The sequence below is a fragment of the Flavobacterium sp. genome (assembly GCF_036405015.1).
In the GTDB taxonomy this organism is placed as follows: Bacteria; Bacteroidota; Bacteroidia; order Flavobacteriales; family Flavobacteriaceae; genus Flavobacterium.
Genome location: NZ_DASWYK010000046.1, coordinates 36904 through 57915 on the forward strand (window position 1 = coordinate 36904; position 21012 = coordinate 57915).

Genomic DNA, 21012 nt, shown 5'->3' on the forward strand with positions numbered 1-21012 from the left:
CTTTTCCTGCTATTAAAATGAAGCTTCAGAGAAATCTGGAGCTTTTTTATTTTCTCCTTTTCTCCATTTTAAAACACAAAAACATCATCCAAGAAATCTATCAAAGTAAAAAAGCATTTTAACCAAAAAAACTAAGCTTATCAGTAGCAAAATAAAAGAAAGAATGCTGTAGATTTTGTTTTTATGAACTTTCAAAAATGCAAAAAGTAAACATCCAAAAACAATACTGGCAATTGTATATAGCATTTTTAGAAAAGCCAAAACATCTTCGTCAATTACAATACAATCCCCTTCATTAACTTTATACGGAACTAAAAAATAGCTTAAAAGCAGGATAAAAACTCCAATAAAAAAGATTATCCGTAGTATAAATTTCATAGTTTTTAATTTTTCTTAGTGATTCAAATCTCTTCTATTTTCGAGGCTAGAAATTAGATTTACAGAATTCTCATATCTTCTACTACAAAATTGAGAAACATTTACTTAATTTTTATAAGAAATTCTTACGCCAAAAAAGTCATAAAATAAAACTTTCAGGAATTGAATATAACAAAACAGACGATATATTCCTGCAAGGCTTACTATTGGCTCTAAATCAAAATTCTTCATTTTTAGTATTATGAATAATTTCCCACCTTTAAGTAAAATACTATCGACAAACAACCAAAAAAACCGATGTAATACATAAAAGTTATATATACTTCGACTGCTCACATCTGTTTTTTGTCATTAGAAAAATTAGTATTTCAGTATAAATTTTAAAAATTTTCAATATAGAAAAAAACTACTCACACGTCATTTTATTCTTTTTAAAGTTTCAATGCCTAGCGGTAATGTTTATGGTTCTCTATTGAAGATGTTTGAAATTTAATAAAAAAGGTCCCCTGAAGACCACTTATTTATTAATTTTTAGATTATCAGATTATGAAAAAACTTTACTTTTCATCTGCACTGTTTACAACAGTACAACTTTTTCTTTTACTACACCCTACGACAGCTCAGTATGCTGCTACTCCTTCAGGACGTTCCTTTGACAACTTTAAAGAAGCATGCCTTTCTAAATCTATCAATGCGGCTCAAGACAGACATCGTGTTTGGCTTAATTTAACCAGTGAAGATGGTATTTTCAAACAGCTCTTAATTGGGTATATTGCAGGAGCTACTAACGGATGGGACGTTAAATATGATGCAATATCATTGGACGCTTATATGCCTGCAGATTTTTACAGCATAAACGACAGAAAAAAATTAGTTATTCAAGGACGCGCTTTACCTCTTGAACTATCAGACATGATTCCATTAGGATATAGATCGGCAGTTACGGGAGATCTTACTATTTCTATCGATAATGCAGATGGCGATTTAGCCAATAAGGATATTTATCTTGTAGACAAACAGACTGGAAGCATTCACAATCTTAGAGATGGCGGTTACACCTTTTCTACCGAAATAGGAGTTTTCAACGATCGTTTTGAAATGCGATATACCGAAGATCAAAACTTGGGAATACCTGAATCTGGGATTATTTCACAGCAATTTACAGTAGCTTCAAAAAACAAAATTATCAGTTTAATATCCCGCGATGCACTTTTAAAGGAAGTTTTTGTTTACGACATAACTGGAAAAATGCTCTACAACAATCAAAGGGTTAACAATTCTGATTTAGAAATCAGTGGAATCCAGGCCAATGCTCAAATCTTGCTTGTAAAAACAATATTTGACAATGGAAATACCATAACAAGGAAAATATTTTACTAATTGCTCACATTAAAAACAATTCTAAGCCAGCGGATATCAAGTTGATTCTGCTGGCTTTTTTGCAAAACAGAGTAATTCTGGGAATTTTTGAATAGATTTTTTTAAATCAAGGAACAAAAAACCAAAAGAATATTCTTTCAAAAACAAAACAACACTACTAAAGTTCATTTTTTTTTATTTTTTTTTCACTTCAAAAAAAAGGGATATTTTTTCTCATAAACTAAAAACAACAAATTATTAATCAAACAAATACACACTATTTAACTTAATAAACTATTACCCAATTATTCTAAAAAGATGATTTTTTATCCAAATTTGAAGAAAGTTTTTTTCAAAATCATTTTGTGTATTACAAAAATAGTTGCATTTTTGCACCCGCAATAGCAAAGCAGGTCCGTTCGTCTATCGGTTAGGACGCCAGGTTTTCATCCTGGTAAGGGGGGTTCGATTCCCCCACGGACTACTTAAAAAGATAAAAGCTTCAGAGAAATCTGAAGCTTTTTTGTTTTAAGAATTTAGCAAAAAAAAGACCACTTTAAAAGTGGTCTTTTTTCTTCTTATTTTGAGAAAAATTATGCTCTGAACAAAGCATATTTATTATAGTTGTACAACACTTCGTCGTAAGGAACAAAAAGTGAAACGATTTTTTCTGTTGCCTCATCAAATTGAATCCCGTTATGTTTTCTGAACAAATAAACCTCTTTTAAACAATTAGAAAGACTTTGATGAATTTCGGTTGTAAAAGTTGGCAGCTTTTTATCTCCTACCAAAAGATCAATTTGATAGTTTGAACTGCTTTTTGATAAATTATTCCCAATAATTCTAATAGTAAAAGTGGTCTTGTTTCCGTATTGCTCACCTTGATATTGTAGTGTCATAATTTCTGTTTATTAAGATTAGTAATAGCGCAGTTTATAAAGACTTTGCTTCTTTAAATACTTGTATTAAAGTTATAAAATTTTAGACAAACATAAAGAATTCATTTCTAAATTAAATGTTATTTTTTTCAAGAATCTTAACTTCTTAAAAAGCAAAAAACCGTAACGAATTACGGTTTCAGCAATTAACTAAATATATTTAATCAACTTTTTTAACGAGTGTAAAATTCATTCATAAGCACGATTAATTTTTGGGCAACAATTGTAATTTATTTTTCAGCGTTTAGAGCAAAAAACCAGTTATCATCATATTTCGTAATGCAAGATTTTTCGGGTACTAAGTTATATATTTCATAGATAACATGCACTTAATATCGATAAACTGTTAATAAAAATTTTATTAGCACGATTTACCCCTCTTTTTAAATTAATAATGCGGTATTACTTTTTTAGCTACATTTGAATCAACTAATTCTAAAAACCTCATATTATGAAAATTAACTTCGTCGCATTACTTTTAGCCGCAATCGTTACACTTGTTGTAGGCTTTATTTGGTATAGCCCAAAAGTGTTCGGAACTATCTGGATGAAAGAAAATAATTTGACTCAAGAAGAGTTAAGGAAAGGAAATATGCTCAAAATTTTCGGATTAACGTATATTTTTTCTTTGATGATCACTATGACTTTAATGTCGCTAACAATTCATCAATCTGGCGCAATCGGAATGGTTGGAGGCCCACCATTGATCGATAGCGCAAAACCTTCTTTTGCTGCTTTTATGGCTGATTACGGAATGGCTTACAGAACCTTTAAACATGGAGCTCTTCACGGATTTATGTCTGGCTTGTTCTTCGCATTCCCATTAATCGGAATTAATGGCTTATTCGAAAGAAAATCTTGGAAATATATTTTTATTCATACTGGTTACTGGCTTATTACTTTGACTTTAATGGGCGGAATTGTATGCGGATTTGCATAAAAATTACAATCAAAAACCCGTTTGGATTTAAAACTCAAACGGGTTTTCTTAATAATAACTTAAAGAAAGTGAGTTATTATAAATATTATCTAATTTTGACGAAATTAGCTCACTCTCTTGAATACAACTTATTCTTTCCAGATTTACAAAAGCGCTTCATTACTGCCTTTAGAGTGGAATTTGCTTGCTGTTGACAATATTTTTTTAACACGGGAATATCTTGAAGTGCTAGAAAATTCTTCTCCTGTAAATATGACTTGCCATTTTATTGGACTTTTTGAAGAAAAAAAACTAATCGGAATTGTTTTAACACAGTTCTTATTTGCAGAAAAACTGGAATCTTTTGGCGAACGCGATAAATGCCTAAAAACTTCTGTTCGCAATTTTGCTTTAAAAAATTTCGCCTCTCATGTATTGTTTGTTGGAAACAATATGTTGACAGGTCAAAACGCCTTTGTTTTTGATCAAAACATCAAAGAATCTAAAGCAATTAAAACGCTTCATAAAGCCATAAACCAACTAAAGAAGGATTTAAAAGAAAGCGGAAAGAAAGTTCACATTACCAGCATAAAAGATTTCACAGCAAAAGAAATTGAACCGCTTCAAGCTGAATTCAAAAACAACTATACGTTTTCGACACAGCCTAATATGATTTTTGAAATCAATGAAAACTGGAAAACAGAACAAGATTATATTGATGCTTTATCCAAAAAATATCGTGACCAGTACAAACGTGCGCGTAAAAAATCGGAAGGAATTGTAAAGCAAAAAATGACTCTTTCAGATATTAAACAATATGAAGATGTAATTTATGATTTGTATTTTCATGTTGCCAAAAACGCACCTTTCAATACTTTTTTCCTAGCTCGAAATCACTTTAGTTTTTTTAAAGAAATCATGGGTGATAACTTTTTGCTTTATGGTTATTTTCTAGATGAAAAATTAATTGGATTCAATACTTTAATCAAAAACGGCGACGTCATGGATACTTATTTTTTAGGTTATGACGAAAGTATACAGCGCGAGAAAATGCTTTATCTCAACATGCTTTATGACATGATTGCTTATTCTATCAAAAAAGGATTTCAAGAAATTGTTTTTGCCAGAACGGCGCTTGAAATTAAAAGTTCTGTTGGTGCAAAACCTGTAAAAATGTACGGTTTAATTACGCATAGCAACGCTTTGATCAATCATAATATTTCGAGGTTTTTCAATTATCTAGAACCCAAAACTGAATGGCAGGAACGCAATCCTTTTAAATAAAAAATGTGTCGCTCCGCTGAAACTTTGAGACTTACGATTCAAAAAATATTATCTATAAATATTTCGCTCCTAAACGGAGCTTTTTTAGCTCTGGAAGATGCGGAATATTTATAGAAACCCTAGCGTTTAAAGCTGTAAAAGCTCTAACGGAGCGACATAATTCAAAATTCCTAAAAAATTAAGGAACAGCGATTTTCATCTGCTTATGCAGAATATGAATCTCTAATGAAGTCTGAGCACCGCAATATTCACCATCAATTTGAAAATTCACAGGATAATCGGTTTTTACTTCGGCTTTGTCTGTTGAAATAATAACAATATCATCGGAATCGATTGGCATATTCCCAGTAATTATTTTCCCAATTAAAAGTAAATCCAGGCTTTTTAAAATAACCAATTCAAATTTTCCATCATTCATAGCACCATTTGGATTTATAATTACTCCTGTTCCGTATTTCTGCGAATTGGCAATTACAATCATTCTGGCCACATGCTCTACTGTTTTATTGTTTGCAGAAATGGTTGCCACAAAAGGATCTTCTGATTCTTTTAGCGTTGTAAAAGCTTGCAATGCATATCCCCAAAAACCTCGAACATCGCTTTGTTCGTAATTTTTTACCAAGTTTGCATTTAATCCTAAATCACTTAAATGAATACTTTTTTTGCCATTGATGCAAATCATATCCATTTCTATAAAGTGGCTTAAAAACGCTATTTTAAGGTTCTCTTCTATTCCTGCCGGAAGATTCAAATCTACCGAAAGTCCGTTTGCAGATCCTGCTGGCAAAATTCCAATTATGACGTCCTGATCTTCCATGGCTTCGGCAACCATTTTTATAGTTCCGTCGCCACCAGCTACAATAATTCTTTCAGGCTGCTGCTGACTATATAAAGATTGTATTTCTTTTAAATCATTTTTCCCAGTTGTCTCATAAACCTCTAAATTAAAATGATTAGTAGTTGCAAATTCCTGAACAGACTCAATCAACTCCGATTTATCAAGGTCTCCCGATATCGGATTTACAACAAATATGATATTCTTTTTCACAATTCTATTTTTAAAACCAATTATATTAAGTAAATTACAGTTACCTAAATATACGTAATTAATGAAACCAATTCTACAATTATATCGCGGTTATGCAAATGAACAGGAATTAATTGTGATGGGGCATGTTTTAAAAAGAGAACACAATTATGATTTTGAGAGAAAGAAATTAAAAAATGCCACCTCAATTCTTAAATTATTCAGGATAAAAACCATTAAAAACTTTGATGTTTATCTGCATTATAACAACGAAATCATTCACACCAAGACTTTAGATGATGGTTATTTCAATTTCTGCATTCCACTTGAAAAAGAAACCCATTTCGGCTGGATGCCTTATGAAGTAAGCCTGAAATACGGGAATGAAACCGTAACATGCAAAGGCAGTTTTATCAGGCCCCACAAAGGAAAACTTGGAATCATTTCTGATATTGACGACACTTTTCTTATTTCGCACACCAATAATTTCTTCCGAAAACTTTATATTTTGTTGTTTAGAAATGTGAACGACCGTAAAGTTTTTAAAGATGTTGTTCCGCACTATCAGGCTTTAAGTTCGGCTGGAAGGCAAAACACAGAAGAAGTAAACGCTTTTTTCTACATTTCGAGCAGTGAATGGAACTTGTATCGATTTATTGCAAAATTTACCAAGATAAACAAACTCCCAAAAGCTGTTTTTTTATTAAAAGACATTAAAAGAGGAATCACCGATTTCTTTATGAGCGGAAGAGGAAATCACGATCATAAATTTGAAAAAATTAGACATGTTGTAGAATTTTATCCTACCCTAAAATATGTTTTGATGGGCGATGACTCACAACATGATCCGTTTCTATATGAAAGAATCTGTAAAATATTCCCTGTAACAGTAATTGCTGTTTACATTAGACAAACGGGAAAATCGCAGAAAAAAGAGGTGACAAGGATTTTAAAGAATTTAGAAAGCCTGAATGTTTCTGTCTGTTATTTTAAAGAAAGTAGCAAGGCAATTGAACATTCAAGATCTATTGGGATTATTCAGTAGTTTTGTTTCAGATTAAAACTTCACAATAATATTCTTGATGTTTTTAAGCTAAAAAACCTTTGTCAAAGTTTGAAACTTTGACAAAGGTCTGTAGATATTTTATTTAAAATGAGACTGAAATCTGCGACTACAAACTAGGCATTAAAACTATCAATCTCTTCCTGAACAATTTCCCAATCCATTAATAATTGTTCTAAATCTGCTTTCTTTTTATTGTAGGCTGTAAAAAACGATGCGTCTTCGATATGCTTATCATAATTAGTTTCGAGCATTTTATCGTTATGCTGAATATCTTTTTCTAATTGCTGAATCTGACTTTCGATTTTACTTAATCGGTTTTGAAGTGCTTTGCCTTTTTTCTGATCTTCGTAAGAAAGTTTGCTTACTTCTTTCTCTTTTGGAGTAGCTGTTTTTACAACATCTTTTTTCTCGACTTCACGCATATTTTCCATATTGCGCTGTTCTAAGAAAAAGTTGATATCTCCCAAATATTCGCGGATTTTTTGATCTTTGAATTCGTAAACGATATTCGACATTCCTTGAAGAAAATCCCTGTCGTGAGAAACGAGTAATAATGTACCTCCAAATTTTTGAAGCGCCGCTTTCAATACATTTTTAGATTTAATATCTAAGTGGTTCGTAGGCTCATCCATCAGTAATACGTTGATCGGCTGCAACAACAATTTGCAAAGCGCCAAACGGTTACGTTCTCCTCCAGAAAGCACTTTAACTTTTTTCTCCACATCGTCTCCGCGGAATAAAAAAGCTCCTAACATATCACGCACTTTCATACGATTAGTGTCAGTAGCTGCATCTTCCATAGTTTGAAGCAAAGTGATTTCGCCATCAAGATGTTCTGCCTGATTTTGGGCAAAATAACCTAACTGAACGTTATGTCCTAATTTGATGTTTCCCTGATATTCAAATTCGTTTACCAATGCTTTAATGAAAGTCGATTTCCCTTGTCCGTTTTGTCCAACAAAAGCAATTTTGCTTCCTCGCTCTACAAGTAAACTAATATCTTTTAGAATCGTTTTGTCTCCGTAGCTTTTTGTTACATCTTCAGCTTCGATAACCACTTTTCCTGGTTCTTTTGAAACTGGAAAAGAAATATTCATAACCGAATTGTCATCTTCATCAACTTCAATTCTTTCTACTTTATCTAATTTTTTAATCAACGATTGCGCCATTGAAGCTTTTGAAGCTTTAGCACGGAATTTCTCGATTAATTTTTCTGTTTCTTCAATCTTTTTCTGCTGATTCTTTTGAGTCGCTAATTGTTTTTCACGAATTTCATGACGCAATTCTAAATATTGAGAATATGGTTTGTTGAAATCGTACGCTTTTCCTAAAGAAATTTCGATTGTTCTGTTCGTAACATTATCCAAGAACATTTTATCGTGCGAAACGATTACTACAACTCCAGGATAATTTCTAAGAAAGTTTTCCAACCAGATAATACTTTCGATATCCAAGTGGTTCGTTGGCTCATCTAGAAGCAATACATCATTAGATTGCAACAGTAATTTTGCTAATTCGATACGCATTCTCCAACCTCCCGAAAAAGTTTCAGTCTGATTATTAAAAACTTCTCTTTTGAAACCAAGGCCTAAAAGAATTTTCTCTGTATCTCCAACATAGTTATAACCTCCCAAAAGATCAAAACGATGTGTATAGTCTGATAAATCTTCAATGATTTTAGCATATTCTTCGCTTTCGTAATCAGTTCTTGTCACCAAAAGATGATTGATTTCTTCCAGCTTTTTTTCTACAACTTTGATTTCTGTAAAAGCTTCATAAGCTTCTTCTAAAACTGTTCTTCCTTGTTCAAAATCAATATCCTGACGAAGGAATCCCATTTTAATATCTTTCTCCTGAGAAATAACTCCTGAATCTGGTTTAAAATCTCCAGCCAACATTTTTAGCATGGTAGATTTTCCAGCTCCGTTTTTACCAACAAGACCAACACGGTCGCCGGCACCTAAACGAAAAGTAACTTCTTCAAATAAATAGGTTCCTCCAAAAGAAACAGAAAGATTGTGTATATTAAGCATAATATTTTACTGCAAACTAAAAATTAAAAACAAACTGTAAATTAGCTAATTGCTGTTTACAATTTTAAAAGTGCAAAAGTATAACTTTTAATTGAAGTTTTAGAATTACAGTAGCTGCTTAAACGATATTTTAAAATTAAAAACAGGAATAAACAAAATTGGGAGTTTGAGACTTAGTTTTACTAAAACAATTTGCCCTTCTTTTTACTACGAAAAGAACATACAAAACTTAAGGATTACGCATGATTTCGACAGATATTAAATACAAAATATCTTATATTTGCATAGACTTTTCGTCCAATCCTATTATACTTCATTTATAATTCACAATTATAAATTCAAAATAATTAAAGACTACATAAAATGTTAAAAAGAGGATCTAAACTAAATAGTATTCTAACAGGAAGCTGCCCAAAATGCCAAAAAGAAAGCATGTATGAAGACAAAAATCCACTTCATTTAAGCAAGGTTCTTAAAATGAACGAAAATTGCAGCCATTGCGGATTTAAATACCAAATTGAACCTTCTTTCTTTTACGGTGCAATGTATGTTAGTTACGGATTAAATGTTGCAGTTGGAATTGCTGCCTTTATTGTTTCATTCGTGTTTTTTGGAGCCACAATTGAACAATCTTTTATAGCAATTATCTTAACATTAGTTGTTTTATTTCCTTTTGTACTTCGTCTTTCGAGAAACTTATACATTAATATGTTTGTTTCTTACGATCCTAAGGCCGGTCAGGAGTAAGAGATTTTAAATATCTTTTATGGAAACGCTTAATATCGGCTTCTTTGTCAATTGGAGTTCCGTATTCAATATGCTCAAATAACATTTTTGCCAAAGCTGGCCCAAGCATAACGCCTCGAGTCCCTAATCCGTTAAGAAGATGAACTGATTTATAGGCTTCGTGAGTTCCAATAATTGGTCTTCTGTCTGCAACCGTTGGGCGCACACCAGCAAAATGTTTTACAATCTCAAAATCGCAGGTAATAATTTCTTTAATACGATCTAAAAGTTCTTTTTTACCTTCTTCAGTTGGAAGATCCGTTTTGTCATGCCAATTGTAAGTTGCCCCAACTTTAAACAAATTACCTCCTATTGGGAGAATAAAAACACTTGTATTAACAATAACATCCAGTTTTAAACCAGGAGCTTTTATTAAAAACAACTCTCCTTTTGTTCCATCCAAAGGCAGATAATTAAAATAAGGATTTTTATGCAGTCCGAAACCTTCTGCAAAGATGATATGGCGAGCTTTAATATTTTTATATTGAATTCCTGAATTAGGAAAATCCAAAAAAGAGCTATGAAAAGACTCCTCTAGAAGTAAATTATTCTCTTTTAAATATTCTTTGTAGCTTTCTAATAATTGTCCTGTTTTTACATAACCTGTATGCAAAACTTCTCCATAATCGTAGGGTGAATCAATACCTTGATATTTTCTAGTAATCAGTTTTGTAGACAAAAAGGGAGCTAAGTTAATTTTATCAGAAGCCGCAAACCAATTATTTTGCTCTTCAATCGAAAAGAACTTTCTAAGAATTGGCATTTTAAAATTAAATTTTTCCTGCAGTTTCTCTTCCACCTGATCATAAAACTCATTCATTAAAACCAAATGATCCTTTGCATTCCAAACTTCACTAAAACGTTTTAAAATTACCGGATTATATAATCCTCCAGCGATTCTAGAAGAATTTTGTGATTTGTCATCAATAACTAAAATAGACTTATTGTTTTTTAAGGCGATTTCGGCAAAAGAAATTCCAGCCAATCCAGATCCGACGATTAAATAATCAAGCATTGTGAAGTATAAATAAAATAAAAAAACTCTTCCTACAAAGGTAGCAAGAGTTTCTCTTATAATTTAATTCATCCTCTAGTAATTCCACATATCTTCTTCAAAATTGCGAATCTTCTCTTTTACTCTTTCCGATTCTAGCAATTGACTCTGGGCATTATCTTTAATATAATCTTTAATTTCACGATCTCCATATACATTTTCTTCCTTATATATAACTGCGTTAAATCTCCTTGAATCTAATATTTGGTCAAACGAAATAGGAAGTGCAGAATTGTATTCGTTAAACGCTTTAGCCTCATGCAATACATCTCGAGCATTAGGAAAGAAAACCCAAAATAATTCTATATAATCTTTTTCATCACTATTCATTGTATAAACGTCCGGAGTAACAGGACAAATTCCAAGTAAACGATACTTCAATTCGCTTTGACGTTTATCAAAATACCAAAATCCCTTGATTTTATATTGACTTACATCTGCCGCCGTAAGGTCTTGTTTTAAAATATATTCTGCAGGAACTGTTCTGGTTGGTCCAACTGTTTCTTCTACGTAATTAACACTTTTGTTTTTTCCTTTACCAGTTACCACTTTTTTCTTTACAACACGGCTTTTATAATCATCCGGATATTGATTAATCAATTCTCTTCCCGCATCTGTTGTATCTACACGAGATAACGATCCTTCAATGTCTTTTATAGATTTCTTAGTATTAAAATAACTGTCTGTGTACACTTCAGTTATCCTACCCGTTTTAATCCCCTTAGTTAAAACATCGTAAAGAGAACGCCTATCAGGACCAATATTAACTGAATCAACAGGAAAGTACAACGGGAAATTAATTCTCTGATTTAGATCAATAATCTCCCAAACCGTTTTTCCCATTAAAATATCTCGATCATCAACATAACCATAAGCAAGAGGCTTATCATTATCCGATATCATTTGAGCAGGCGTTTTAATACCAATCTGATCGGCAGTTTTGGCATTAAGTAGATTAGACTGTGCATAAGAAACTAAACCTCCGGCAACAGCAACAATAGCAATTAAAAAATTTCTCATTTTCATCATAACAATTATTATAAAACATTAAACGAAATTTAATTATAAATATTGTTATTTTTCTTACACAAATAAAAACATCTAAATAATAATGTTATTTAAAGAATTAGATGAATTATCTACATAAAAAAAACTCTTACTACAAAGGTAGTAAGAGTTTTTTAATTATCTAGTTATGTATCAACTTAGTAGTTCCACATATCTTGTTCAAAATTGCGAATTTTTTCTTTCACTCTTTCAGATTCTAACAACTGATTTTGTGCATTGTCTTTCATGTAATCGCTAATTGCTCTATCTCCGTAAAGGTTTTCCTCCTTGTAGATTACAGCATTAAAACGTCTTGAATTTAAAATCTGATCAAATGAAATTGGAAGAGCTGAATTGTTGTCATTGAAAGCTTTTGCTTCGTGCAGTGCTTCTCTAGCATTTGGGAAGAAAACCCAAAATAATTCAATATAATCCTTTTCATCACTATTCATTGTATAAACGTCTGGAGTTACAGGACATATTCCTAGTAAACGATATTTTAATTCACTTTGACGTTTATCAAAATACCAGTATCCTTTAATTTTATACTGAGTAACATCTGCAGCAGTAAGATCTTGTTTCAAAATGTATTCAGCAGGAACTGTTCTTGTTGGTCCAACTGTCTCTTCAACATAAGAAACGCTTTTGTTTTTACCTTTACCTGTAACTACTTTTTTCTTCACAACACGTGATTTGTAATCATCAGGATATTGGTTAATCAACTCTCTACCAGCATCTGTTGTATCAATACGAGATAATGATCCTTCGATGTCTTTCATAGATTTTTTAGTATTAAAATAACTATCAGTATATACTTCAGTTACTTTTCCACCTTTAATAGCTTTAGTAAGAACGTCATATAAAGAACGTCTGTTAGAACCAATATTAGCTGTATCTACCGGAAAATATAATGGAAAATTGATTTTTTCATTTAAATCAATAATCTCCCAAGTAGTTTTTCCCATCAAGATATCTCTATCATCTACGTAACCATAAGCCAATGGCTTATCATTATCTGAGATAAGTTGAGCTGGAGTTTTAAGTCCAATCTGATCAGGTGTTTTTGCATTAAGCAAATTAGATTGCGCATTAGAAGCAAAACCTCCAACGATAGAAACAATAGCTATTAAAAAATTTCTTACTTTCATCATGATATCATTATAAGATATTGAATGTAGCTTACACTACTTTATTATTGTATTTCGTAAATTACCGGAGCAGTTCTTGGCAATAAATAACTACCTGCACCAACCAGTTTAGTTTTAATTTCAGAAATAGTAACTTGGTCTCCTTTACCTGCTCTTGAAAGTACTTGTTTACATTGTGCATTCATTCTATTACCTGTAACAACAACTGTAGGTTGTCCAGCAATTTTCATATTGAATCCAACAACATCTAAACCAACTTCAAAATCAAAATCTTGAAGTTTTGCACCAATAGTAGCAATTTCAAGGTTAGATCTAGGACCTTTAACAACTCCCATTTCTCCTCTAATTGTTCCTGTTGGACCAGGAATACCTTTAATTCTGAAAACTTTTTTATCAGATACCGCTTTACCATCAGGTAATTTAGCAGTAACATTGATAGATACTTCTGTTCCCTGACCAGGGCTCATTTGATATTTTCCATTTCCAACTTTAGTTAAACCTGGAGCTGAAGCTACAACATCTTTATCTGAAACTCCTGCAAATGAAATTGTCAAAGGATTCACAACCCCTCTATACACAACATTCATTTTATCTGCAGAAATTGTAGCAGAGTTTGGTCTTGGTACTACAACGTATTTACCTTCAAATTTAAGTGGAATAGTTTTTCCATCTTCTAAGAATGTAAATTGTCCACTAATATTTTGCTCACCAATTCCACCAGCAGTCATCGAAATGATAGCTTGTCCATTAGCGTCAATTTTTCCAGGACCTGTAAATGAAGTTGGCTTAGTGTTTTCGTCATAACGACCTAAAACTACTTTACCTGTTACAGGATCTCCTTGAAAGTATGCATTTTTATCTAAAACTACGATTGCTTTATAGTTACTATAAGAAGCAGCAGCAACAGCAGCTTTACCTAAAGCACTATTATAAACATCAGTTTCCACTTTTTGAACATCATTCTGCCAAGCAGAAAGTTTAGCAGCAGATGCAATAGCTGGGAATCCTTTAAAATGATATGCCAAGTATTTTTCTTTTATACCTTCTTTGTTTTTTACATCAGAAACATCAAATTTTTTCTCAACCTCAGAAATAATTCCTGCGTATTTTTTGTCTGTTCCTAAAGCAGCTTTAATATCAGCTTTATATTTCTCAATTCTAGCAATAATCTCATTACCTTTTTTAGTGTAACCATCTCCTGTAAACCAGTCGTCTATGTTATCACCTTTGTCCATTGACTCATAAGGTAATTTTCCTGTTGCTTTATCAACTTCGAAACCTTGTACTGCTTGAGTTTTTAATGTTCCTATGTATGCGTAAAAATCTTTAGAAATCGCCTCAACTTTATGAGCTGTTTGAGCAGCAATTTCAAATTCTCCTTTTGCTTCCGCCGCTTTTTGATCTAAAGCAGTTAATAAGGAAGCATTATTTGTGATTGATGTAGTATTAGAAGCTTCAAACTTTTCGTTAAACAAACCGAAACCTGAAATAACTTCTTTTGATACGTTCATTGCTAACATTGCGATGAAAACCAGATACATCAGGTTGATCATCTTCTGTCTAGGGGTTAATTTTCCTCCTGCCATTTTTTTCTAATTAGTTCTTTATTAATAAATTTAATATTTAGTTAAAAACTAATTATCCTTTGTTACTCATTGCAGAAAGCATACCACCGTAAACGCTGTTTAAAGATGCAATGTTTGCAGTCATAGACGCCATTTGCTCTTTTAATTTAGAAGCATTTTCAGCAATTTCTTTGTTAGCTTCAGCGTTTCTAGAAGCGCTTTCTAACTGTACTTTATATAAACTATTTAATGATTCCATTTGAGCAGCAGCAACAGATAATTCTTCAGAATATTTCTTTTGTCCTGCGATTGAATCAACTGTTGGAGCAATTCCTTTAGCAGCAGATTCGAAGTTTTTGATACTGTTTCCTAAACTTGACATTAATTCACCGTCAATTTTAGCTTCTTTTAATAATGTGTCTAATTTTTGAGATAGTAATCCTTGAGCTTCTGTTGGGGCTTCAACTTTAGCTTCTTTTTTTCTAGCTTGTCCATTAGCCAATTCTGGGTAAACTAAAGTCCAATCTAATTCGTCTTCAACTGGTTCGAAAGCAGAAAGCGCAAAAATTAACGCCTCAGTCACCAATCCTACTGAAAGCATAACTGTACCTGTTAATGGTCCAATTTCAAAGTGAGTAATTTTGAATAAAGCTCCAACGATTACCACTGCCGCTCCCATACCATAAGCGAAATTCATTGCTTTTTTACTTAATAATGCCATAATACTTTTTTTTTAGGTTTAAAATAGATTTGTTGGATATTGATAAAATTATAAATTACTTTCTTTTGCTTCCGTTACCGTTACCAGTCACCTGAGTTCCCATGTAATCTTGTACAGTTCTGAATCCGATGTAACTTCTAGCTGAATCAGCATATTCGTGATCACGAGTACTAACTTGTAAGAAGTAAGCAACATCTTTCCAAGAACCTCCACGAACAACTTTTCTTTGGTTTTTACCATCAATTACGTTTGGATTCATTGTAGAAACATACTCGTAAGCGTTTGGATTGTAAGCAGAGTCAGTCCATTCTGAAACGTTTCCTGCCATATTGTATAATCCGTAACCGTTTACTTCATATGATTTAGCTTCTACAGTATATAAAGCTTCATCAGCTGCATAATCTCCTCTACTTGGTTTGAAGTTTGCTAAGAAACAACCTCTATCACTTTTTGTATAAGGACCTCCCCAAGGATAAGTAGCTGATTCCAGACCACCTCTAGCCGCATATTCCCATTCTGCTTCAGTTGGCAATCTGAAAGCATTAACTAAATCACGACCTTTTTTCTTAGATTTGATATAGCTATTTTTGTTTAAAGTTCTCCAAGCACAGAATGCTTTAGCTTGTTTCCAAGTCACACCAACTACAGGATAATCTCCATAAGCTTTGTGCCAGAAATAATCATTATGCATTGGCTCATTATATGAATAAGCGAAATCCTTAATCCAAACTGCAGTATCAGGATAAACATTTACCTGCTCAGTTTTTACGAAATCACTTCTTTTTCCAACTTTAGCTTTTGCAGCAGCCTGAATATCCATCCAAGAGTATCGGAATTTCAACTTATTTACATCAATTGTTCTTAAACCATTATATGATTCTTCAATTGGTAAATACATGGAATCCATAACTTCAGTATAGTATTCGTCTGGATATGCTTTAGTATCTTTAATTAACTTAACTTTTCTGTTTAGTTTTCTTCCAGCATACGGATCATCTTTTGTACCAACACTATAGTAGTTATCATACATGTATTTGTCATATGCCGTCATTTTTTCAGGATCAGAATCGTTAAAAGCGTAGTCAGCAATACTTCCACCTTTTTTTCCTTTTCCATCAGTCGCTTTTTGTCCTGTTTCATCAGCTAAAATTGCTAAACGAACTCTCATTGTAGAATCTTTTACCCACTCTACGAATTGACGATACTCACTATTTGTAATCTCAGTTTCATCCATGTAAAATGAACGAACTGTTACAGTTTTAGTTGGAGCATCTTCTACGTTAGCTAAATCAGCATCTGATTTACCCATAATAAAAGATCCACCCGGAACTAATGTCATTCCATAAGGCTTCTCGGGATGCCATTTCCCTCCTGTAACACCAACTAATTCACCTTTGTCACCTGACTTACCACAGCCGATTACTAGTGTTAACATTGCTGCAAATGCAATAAACTTCTTCATATAAATTTGGGATTATCTATTCATTATTAAAAGTCCGTAAACGTATTTATTATTTATCTAAAAAACAATACTAGTTGCGAAATTTATTTTACCGTTCAAAAATAATGTTAAATAAAATAAAAAAAAAATATTTTATCGATAAACTGTTTTAAAAAATCGATGTAAAGCGTTAATTTTTATAATTTATAATTATTTTCCTACTATTAATTTTTTGTTTTTCTTAACAATTTTTTAAACCTTAAGAATTCACTTATTTTTTGTTTTTACAACGCATTTTTTCGCTGCGCTTTCCACCATCTTTCTGGCAATTCTTGATTACAAGCAGACAAATATTCGTCATAAGAACAGGGTAATAACGTATTTCTTTTCAACTTATTGTGACCATTCGATTGAAAAGGAATTTCGATCCACCAACGATCTGTTTTATCACTTTTATAGAAAATCAATTCTTCATCTTCTAAAGGAACAATATACTTAAGATAATTGGCGCGACTTCCGAAAGGATACTCTTTTGATCGGTAATGATATCCTTCAATAAAATACCATACAATCTGAGCAATAATAACAGATTCAGCCATTGTGCTATTGTGATTAAACACTCCGAATGCAGAAACCTTATCACTTATACCCGCGTATCTTGCCAAGGCACAAATTTCTTTTCCGTTAAACCCGTTAGGTTCAAAAGTCACATTATTTCCTGAAGCCGAAGATTTTACAGAATTTAAATCAAAACTAACTAAATCTGCATCTCTAAAAACCGGCTCTGCTAAAGTAATTTTATTTGAAATCTCTCCTAAACGATAAGCATCAAAAAACAACTTTTCGATCAAATCGATTTCTTCTTGAGAGTTATAATAAGTTTGATACCCTATATTACAGTAGTTAAAAAGATTATTAGGTTCATCGATAATGATTTTTGTCAAATATGAATTAGCTGAAACTGATTCATTTTCTTTTCCAAAATCAAATTTATTATCTACTGCTACCAAATTAACCATTTGCTCCAAATCATCATAAGCACGATACAAAGCATAAGTCAAATCTTGAGAACCTCCCAGGACTATAGGAATAACTTTTTTCTTAATTAAGGACGCTACAACTTTTTTTACTGCAAAATAAGTATCTTCTACAGAATCACCTGCAAGTATATCTCCTAAATCAGCAATGGAAGCATCCCAATTACCAGGAAACATTCCATATAGCTTTTTACGTACAGCCGAAAGATTAACTTCATTAATCATATTGATGTTTGTTCGATCCTCCAAAACACCAATTATAGCTATATGAATCTGATCAATATCAGGAAACTGATCTTGGGTATGAAAAACGACTTTACTTCCAAGTTCTTGTGAAGACAGTGCACTAACGAATTTTACAATCGTATCATTAACTGGTTCTAGAAAATCAAATTCCATCTATTTTTTATTTCTTTTTAGCAGCTGCTTTTTTAGCAGGCGCTTTTTTAGTTGTTGTTGTCTTTTTTGCTGCAGTTTTCTTCGCAGGTGTTTTTGCGGCAATCATTTCTTGAACCTGTGCCAATGTTAATTTGGTTGCATCAACATCTTTACTTAATTCAATTTTGATTTTTCCTTTTAGAATCACAGAACGTCCCCAACGAGCTTTTTCTACAACAATTCCTTCTTCTTCCCAATTATGAAGAACTTTATCAATATTTTTTTGCAATTTATCTTCAATCAACTCTTCAACATCAGCCTGAGATAAATTATCAAAATTGTATTTTTTGCTCACATTTACAAAAAGTCCGTTCCATTTAATGAATGGACCAAAACGCCCCACTCCTTTTTGAACAGCTTCTCCTTTATAAACAGCAATTGGCGCATCAGCAAGTGCTTTTTCGTCAATTAATTCCTGAGCTCTTTCTTTAGAAACATTGAGCGGATCTTCTCCTCTTGGCAATGAAATAAAAACGCTTCCGTGACGCACATATGGACCATAACGACCATTATTTACTTCAACTTCTTCTCCTTTATATTCCCCTAAACTTTTTGGAAGCAAGAATAAATTCAAAGCTTCTTCCAAAGTAATGTTTCCGATATTTTGATCTGCCATTAAACTAGCAAACTTTTTATCTTCATCGTCTGCTTCTCCAATCTGCGCCATAGGCCCAAATTTTCCTAAACGAACAGAAACTTGTCTTCCGTCTGCATCTTTTCCTAGAATTCTTTCTCCGCTTTCACGTTCAGCATTTGCCTCAACTTCTTTTACATTTGGATGAAAGTGATTATAGAAATCCTGCATCATTTTTGCCCAGTCGATATTTCCTTCGGCAATTTCGTCGAAATCCTGTTCTACTTTTGCTGTAAAATTATAATCTAGGATATTTTCAAAATTCTTTACCAAGAAATCTGTAACAATCGTTCCGATGTCCGTTGGAACTAATTTCCCTTTATCAGAACCTGTATTTTCTTTTAGTACTTTTTCTCCAACTTTACTATTTTGCAAAGTAAGCTGTACATAATTACGTTCTACACCTTCAAGAGTTCCTTTTTCAACATAATTTCTATTGATGATTGTCGAAATAGTTGGGGCATAAGTAGAAGGACGCCCGATTCCAAGTTCCTCTAATTTCTTCACCAAAGACGCCTCAGTGTAACGTGCAGGCGGTCTAGAATATCTTTCTGTAGCCGTAATATAATTGTTAGCTAGTTTCTCGTTTACTTTTAAAGCCGGAAGCATTCCTTCTTGTTCTTCTTCATCGTCATCATGACCTTCTAAGTATACTTTTAAGAAACCTTCAAAAAGCAAAACTTCTCCAGAAGCTGTAAAAATTTCATTATGATTATCTGCTTCGATTTTTACGTTAGTTCTTTCCAACTGCGCATCACTCATTTGCGAAGCTAAAGTTCTTTTCCAGATCAAATCGTATAAACGAGCTTGGTCACGATCGATATTTACCGAATGACGAGACATATCTGTTGGACGAATTGCCTCGTGCGCTTCTTGTGCTCCCTTGTTTTTATTAGCAAAAACTCGAGGTTTAGAATATTCTTTTCCGTAAGATTTAATAATTTCTGCTTCAGCTGCATCCATTGCTTCTTCAGAAAGGTTCACCGAGTCAGTTCTCATATAAGTAATAAGTCCCGCCTCGTATAAACGCTGTGCTAACTGCATGGTGATTCCAACTGGTAAATACAATTTTCTTGCTGCTTCTTGTTGCAACGTAGAAGTTGTAAAAGGTGATGTTGGTGATTTTTTGGTAGGTTTAGTTTCTAAATCGGCTACCTTATATTTAGAACCGATGTTTTGATTTAAGAAATCTTCGGCTTCTTTTTTAGTATTGAAGTTTTTTGGCAATTTTGCTTTAAAAGCTTTTCCAGCTTCGTTTACAAATTCTGCAACAATTGAATAGGTTGCAACTGCATTAAAACCTTGAATTTCTCGTTCTCTTTCTACAATTAATCGAACAGAAACAGATTGCACACGACCAGCTGAAAGTCCGCCTTTGATTTTTCTCCATAAAACTGGAGATAATTCGTAACCTACTAAACGATCCAGAACACGACGTGCTTGCTGCGCGTTTACTAAATTATAATCAATTTCTCTTGGATTATCAATTGCTTTAAGAATCGCAGATTTTGTAATCTCGTGAAAAACAATTCGTTTGGTTTTTTTTGTATCCAGTTTCAATTCTTCCGCCAAGTGCCATGAAATAGCCTCTCCCTCGCGGTCCTCATCGCTCGCTAACCAAACCGTTTCGGCATTCTTAGAAAGTGATTTTAGTTTCGTTACCAAGGCTTTTTTATCCGGAGAAACTTCATATTTTGGTTTAAAACCATTTTCTACATCTACTCCTATTTCCTTTGATGGTAGGTCGGCTATGTGTCCATAACTCGACTCCACCTGAAAATCGCTACCGAGAAATTTCTCGATCGTTTTCGCCTTTGCAGGTGACTCTACTATTACTAAATTCTTTGCCATTGCTCTATTTTTCTGCAACAAAAGTATCTATTTTTTTTAAATATTAACCTTACGAATGCATTTTTGAAGTATTTTGATATTATGAAACTTAAAATTGCAGATTTATCTGTAATAATCTGGATTATATATATAGGTATAACTTTTAACGATTTCTGACCGAGAAATGTGCTTTTATTTTAGATTTTAGATTTTAGATTTTAGATTTTAGATTTTAGATTTTAGATTTTAGATTTTAGATTTTAGATTTTAGATTTTAGATTTTAGATTTTAGATTTTAGATTTTAGA

General features: G+C 32.6%; 16 protein-coding genes and 1 tRNA gene. 6 read left to right on the forward strand and 11 right to left on the reverse strand.

What is annotated here, in order from left to right; translation table 11 throughout:
* Window positions 1-924 precede the first annotated feature (924 nt).
* Together VGE71_RS03675 and VGE71_RS03680 are read left to right on the forward strand one after the other, a co-directional pair.
* On the forward strand, window positions 925-1758 hold the full coding sequence (locus tag VGE71_RS03675; RefSeq protein ID WP_331137089.1) for a T9SS sorting signal type C domain-containing protein: 834 nt from the start codon (window positions 925-927) through the stop codon (window positions 1756-1758).
* A gap of 391 nt (window positions 1759-2149) precedes the next feature.
* Window positions 2150-2221: transfer RNA gene (locus tag VGE71_RS03680), tRNA-Glu, on the forward strand.
* A gap of 109 nt (window positions 2222-2330) precedes the next feature.
* Here VGE71_RS03680 and VGE71_RS03685 read toward each other — a convergent pair.
* Window positions 2331-2636 (reverse strand): hypothetical protein, encoded by a 306-nt coding sequence (locus VGE71_RS03685; RefSeq protein ID WP_331137090.1) that lies wholly within the window; start codon window positions 2634-2636, stop codon window positions 2331-2333.
* Window positions 2637-3126: 490 nt separating this feature from the next.
* Between VGE71_RS03685 and VGE71_RS03690 the strand changes: the two genes are divergently transcribed.
* Complete coding sequence (locus VGE71_RS03690) at window positions 3127-3615, forward strand: DUF1761 domain-containing protein (protein WP_331137091.1); 489 nt, start codon at window positions 3127-3129, stop codon at window positions 3613-3615.
* A 117-nt stretch (window positions 3616-3732) separates the two neighbouring features.
* The gene (locus VGE71_RS03695) at window positions 3733-4878 is read left to right on the forward strand and encodes a GNAT family N-acetyltransferase (protein ID WP_331137092.1); all 1146 of its coding nucleotides are present in this window, start codon (window positions 3733-3735) and stop codon (window positions 4876-4878) included.
* Between the two features lie 178 nt (window positions 4879-5056).
* Here VGE71_RS03695 and VGE71_RS03700 read toward each other — a convergent pair whose 3' ends face one another.
* Entirely contained in the window at window positions 5057-5926 is an 870-nt protein-coding gene (locus VGE71_RS03700) for a diacylglycerol/lipid kinase family protein (RefSeq protein ID WP_331137093.1), read from the reverse strand.
* A gap of 61 nt (window positions 5927-5987) precedes the next feature.
* Here VGE71_RS03700 and VGE71_RS03705 point away from each other — a divergent pair, with 61 nt between their 5' ends.
* Window positions 5988-6950, forward strand: coding sequence for an App1 family protein (locus tag VGE71_RS03705; RefSeq protein ID WP_331137094.1), 963 nt, complete (start codon window positions 5988-5990; stop codon window positions 6948-6950).
* Window positions 6951-7084: 134 nt separating this feature from the next.
* Here the strand turns inward: VGE71_RS03705 and abc-f are convergent, their stop codons facing one another.
* A complete protein-coding gene (gene abc-f, locus VGE71_RS03710; protein ID WP_331137095.1) occupies window positions 7085-9004 on the reverse strand; it encodes a ribosomal protection-like ABC-F family protein in 1920 nt (639 codons plus the stop codon).
* A 363-nt stretch (window positions 9005-9367) separates the two neighbouring features.
* Between abc-f and VGE71_RS03715 the strand changes: the two genes are divergently transcribed.
* Complete coding sequence (locus VGE71_RS03715; RefSeq protein ID WP_331137096.1) at window positions 9368-9751, forward strand: DUF983 domain-containing protein; 384 nt, start codon at window positions 9368-9370, stop codon at window positions 9749-9751.
* Here VGE71_RS03715 and VGE71_RS03720 read toward each other — a convergent pair.
* The 8 genes from VGE71_RS03720 to topA all read right to left on the reverse strand — a co-directional run bounded on the left by VGE71_RS03720 (window position 9732) and on the right by topA (window position 20726).
* Window positions 9732-10805, reverse strand: coding sequence for an FAD-binding oxidoreductase (locus VGE71_RS03720; protein WP_331137097.1), 1074 nt, complete (start codon window positions 10803-10805; stop codon window positions 9732-9734). The genes VGE71_RS03715 and VGE71_RS03720 overlap by 20 nt on opposite strands.
* A 75-nt stretch (window positions 10806-10880) precedes the next feature.
* Window positions 10881-11870, reverse strand: a complete 990-nt coding sequence (gene gldN, locus VGE71_RS03725; protein ID WP_331137101.1) for a gliding motility protein GldN — start codon at window positions 11868-11870, stop codon at window positions 10881-10883.
* Window positions 11871-12049: 179 nt separating this feature from the next.
* The gene (gene gldN, locus VGE71_RS03730) at window positions 12050-13039 is read right to left on the reverse strand and encodes a gliding motility protein GldN (protein WP_144219766.1); all 990 of its coding nucleotides are present in this window, start codon (window positions 13037-13039) and stop codon (window positions 12050-12052) included.
* A gap of 44 nt (window positions 13040-13083) precedes the next feature.
* Complete coding sequence (gene gldM / locus VGE71_RS03735; RefSeq protein WP_144215261.1) at window positions 13084-14625, reverse strand: gliding motility protein GldM; 1542 nt, start codon at window positions 14623-14625, stop codon at window positions 13084-13086.
* Between the two features lie 52 nt (window positions 14626-14677).
* Complete coding sequence (gene gldL, locus VGE71_RS03740) at window positions 14678-15325, reverse strand: gliding motility protein GldL (RefSeq protein WP_331137098.1); 648 nt, start codon at window positions 15323-15325, stop codon at window positions 14678-14680.
* A gap of 55 nt (window positions 15326-15380) precedes the next feature.
* The gene (gene gldK, locus VGE71_RS03745) at window positions 15381-16787 is read right to left on the reverse strand and encodes a gliding motility lipoprotein GldK (RefSeq protein WP_144215263.1); all 1407 of its coding nucleotides are present in this window, start codon (window positions 16785-16787) and stop codon (window positions 15381-15383) included.
* A 263-nt stretch (window positions 16788-17050) separates the two neighbouring features.
* Entirely contained in the window at window positions 17051-18202 is a 1152-nt protein-coding gene (locus VGE71_RS03750; protein WP_331137099.1) for a formimidoylglutamase, read from the reverse strand.
* Window positions 18203-18209: 7 nt separating this feature from the next.
* Window positions 18210-20726 (reverse strand): type I DNA topoisomerase, encoded by a 2517-nt coding sequence (gene topA / locus VGE71_RS03755; RefSeq protein WP_331137100.1) that lies wholly within the window; start codon window positions 20724-20726, stop codon window positions 18210-18212.
* Window positions 20727-21012: the final 286 nt, after the last annotated feature.